The following is a 3,306-nucleotide window of genomic DNA, read 5'->3' as shown; positions in this document are numbered from 1 at the left end:
CCACGCACGACCGCACCGGGCCGCCGCCGAAGAAGGGGACGCCGAGCCGGTCGGCCTCCCGAGCGGCACTCCTGAGATCCGCGCGAGGGCCCGCGACGCGGCCATCGCCGGTCTGCTCGACATCGAGGAGGGCGCGAAGGTGGGCCTCATCGGTGTGGTCAACCCGCTGGTCGCGGCGATCCGCGAGCGCGGCGGCGAACCCCTGCCCTGCGACTTCAACCTCAGGACGACCCAGTGGGGCGATCCCGTCACCGACGACATGCACGAGGTGCTCGACCGCGCCGACGCGGTCGTCGCCACGGGAATGACCCTGAGCAACGGTTCGTTCGACACGATCCTGGAGCGCTGCCGGCACCGTGGCATCCCGCTGATCGTGTACGCGCAGAGCGGCAGCGCCGTCGCCCGTGCCTTCCTCGGCTCGGGAGTGACCGCCCTGTCGGCGGAGCCGTTCCCCTTCTCCCAGTTCAGCGCGGAGGAGACCGTCCTGTACCGCTACCGCACGGTGGACGGCGCATGACCCCCGCCACGCACCGGGCCGGCGCCCCACGGGCGACCCACCCGGCGGCGCTCGACGCCGGGAGCGGAGCCGGTGCCGCCCCAGCCAGCGGCACCGGTGCCGGAACCGGCCGTGCCCCCTGTCACCACGGCGAACTCCTCCAGGGCGTCTTCCTCGACGCCGACGGACGCAGGTGCGCCGGCCTCGTCACTCTCCCCCTGGCCGGCCCCGGCAGCCGGGCCGATTTCGTCCGTCGGCCCGGCACACCGCCCGAGGCGCTCACGGTCGTCCCCGCCGACCGGGGGAAGGCCGCACGCGCGGCGGGCCTCGCGGTGACGGAGTGCGCGCGACAGACCGGACTGCCGCCCAGCGGGGGGCAGTTGCGGCTCACCGGCGACGTACCGGTGGGACTGGGCATGGGCAGCTCCACCAGCGACGTGATCGCGACGGTCCGCGCGGTCGCCGACTCGTACGGGCTTCGCCTCACCTCCGACACCGTCGCCCGCATCGCCGTCCGCGCGGAACGGGCCAGTGATCCGCTGATGCTCGACGCCCGCCCGGTGCTCTTCGCCCAGCGGGAGGGCCGGATCCTGGACGTCCTGGGTCCGGCCCTCCCGCCCCTGGTCGTCGTGGGCTGCGTCCTCGGTGGGGGAGCGCCCGTCGACACCCTCGCCCTGCCCGTAAGGCAGGCCACCGACGCAGACGTCCAGGAGTACGAGCGGCTGCGCGCCCTCCTGGGCCGAGCGATCGCCACGGGGGACGTACGACTCCTGGGTCACGTCGCGACGGCCAGCGCACGACGCGGCCAGCAAACGCTCAGTCACCCGGAGTTCGAGACGCTGACCGCGATCGCCCGGCGATCCGGAGCAGCGGGCGTGCAGATCGCGCACAGCGGCGCCGTGGCAGGCGTCCTGTTCGACCCGGCCGCACCCGGGGACCTGAGCCATCGCGTACGCGCCTGCCGCCGCGCCCTGAACACCCACGGCATCCCCACCACCCGCACGTTCACCACCAAGGAGTCGCTCCATGGACCAGCACATCGCCGAGGCGATCGGCCGGCCCGACCTGATACGTCTCGACGACCGTCTCGTCTGCCTGCGCTTTGAGACCATGAAGGTGGTCTCCGCGCTCGCCGCCGTACGCCACCTCCTCGACACCGGAGTCGTACGGCGCGGGGACACCCTGCTCGACAGCTCCAGCGGGATCTACGCGTACGCCCTCGCCCTGGCCTGCCACCGGCACGGCATGCACTGCCACGTCGTCGGCTCCACGACGGTCGACAGGACGCTGCGCACCCAGCTCGCCGTACTCGGCGCCACGCTCGAACAGATGGAACCCTGCGACGACCTCAAACTCGACCAGAAGCGACGCGTCGAGCGGATCCACGAGATCCTCGCCGCACACCCCGAGTACCACTGGATGCGGCAGTACCACGACGACATCCACTACCTCGGCTACCGTGCCGTCGCCGACCGCATCCGCGAGGAGACGGGCACGGACCGGCTCACCGTCGTCGGCGGAGTGGGATCGGGCGCCTCCACGGGCGCCCTCACCCGCTACCTGCGCGACGCCTCGGGCGACGCGCCGGGCAATGCTTCAGGCGCCGCCTCGACCGGCGCCGCCCCGACAAGCGCCCCCTCGACATGCGCCGCCCCGGCCGACGTCGAACTCGTCGGCGTCCAGCCCTACGGCAGCCTCACCTTCGGCGCCCAGCACACCTCCGATCCCGAGATCATCATCGCGGGCATCGGGAGCTCCATCCCGTTCGGAAACGTGTCGCACGAGCTGTACGACACCCTCCACTGGATCTCCTTCGACGCCGCCCTCTCCGGTGCCGTCGACCTCCTGCGCCGCCACGCCGTCTTCGCGGGCCTGTCGACCGGCGCGGCCTACCTCGCCGCCCGACACGAACACGACCGCGACCCCGAACGCACCGTCCTCTTCATCGCCCCCGACACCGGCCACCGCTACACCGACACCGTCTACACGCGCCACCGTGAGGCGACACCTCTCGCCCACCTCGCTCCCCGGGACATCGCCGACCAGACCGAACTCGCCCTTCCCTGGTCCCGGATGCCCTGGAACCGCACCCCGACCCCACCACTCGCCGCGTAACACCCCGGCCCCGGCCCAGGCCCAGGAGCCCACCCCCGTACGCCACTATGGGATGTCTGCTGTGCTGTTCACCCGATGGATGCGGAAAGCATGGAATGGTGCGGAACGGTGGTGGCGGTTACGGCGAGGAGACCACGGAACAGGGCGACGGGTGGCTCCGGATTCTGCTGTACGTGGCGTTTCTCCTGCTCCTGGGCTCCGCCCTCACCCGCTTCCTGATCCGGCACACCGGCGAGAACCTCGCCCCCTGGGTCATCGTCCTCTCCGCCGCCCTGGCGGTGCTCTATGTCGTCGAACCATTCCTGGGCCCCAGCCCGACGAAGCGCCGCTACGTCTGGCTCGGGGCGGTCGTCGCCGTCTGGATGGCGCTGGTCTGGCTTGCGCCGAGCTTCGGCTGGTGTGCGGTCCCGCTCTTCTTCGTCGGCCTGCGCACCCTGCGTCCACCGGCCGCGATCGCGCTCATCGCGCTGATCACCGCGGCCTCGGTGACCGCCCACCTGCGGCTGGCCGGCCGGCTGGACGTCGACGTGTTCCTCGCGCCACCGGCGATCGCCGCGATCGCCGTCGCGGTCTTCGTCCAGATGGACCGCCAGGCGCGGCGCCGGCGCGAGCTGATCGACGACCTGATCCGCACCCGGCGAGAACTCGCCGCGACCGAGCGCCGTGAGGGCACGCTCGCCGAACGCCAGCGCCTG

Annotated in this window: 3 protein-coding genes and 1 pseudogene; all 4 read left to right on the top strand. The window is 72.3% G+C overall.

Annotated features, from left to right (window positions below; translation table 11 throughout):
• On the top strand, nucleotides 1-517 hold a 517-nt coding region (locus AOK00_RS35490; protein WP_254047629.1), incomplete at its 5' end, for a Rossmann-like domain-containing protein.
• Nucleotides 514-1,602: a GHMP family kinase ATP-binding protein gene (locus AOK00_RS35485; protein ID WP_055604220.1), complete on the top strand. Its 1,089-nt coding sequence runs from the start codon at nucleotides 514-516 to the stop codon at nucleotides 1,600-1,602. The genes AOK00_RS35490 and AOK00_RS35485, both read left to right, overlap by 4 nt.
• Nucleotides 1,523-2,611, top strand: a complete 1,089-nt coding sequence (locus AOK00_RS35480; RefSeq protein ID WP_055604219.1) for a pyridoxal-phosphate dependent enzyme — start codon at nucleotides 1,523-1,525, stop codon at nucleotides 2,609-2,611. The genes AOK00_RS35485 and AOK00_RS35480 overlap by 80 nt, the downstream gene beginning before the upstream one ends.
• 95 nt (nucleotides 2,612-2,706) lie before the next feature.
• Nucleotides 2,707-3,306: pseudogene (locus tag AOK00_RS35475) on the top strand (sensor histidine kinase); the annotation flags it as partial.

This window comes from Streptomyces aureus, from assembly GCF_001418135.1.
Classification (GTDB): domain Bacteria; phylum Actinomycetota; class Actinomycetes; order Streptomycetales; family Streptomycetaceae; genus Streptomyces; species Streptomyces aureus_A.
Note: the sequence above shows the minus strand (reverse complement) of the source record. Positions and strands in the feature narration are given on the sequence as shown.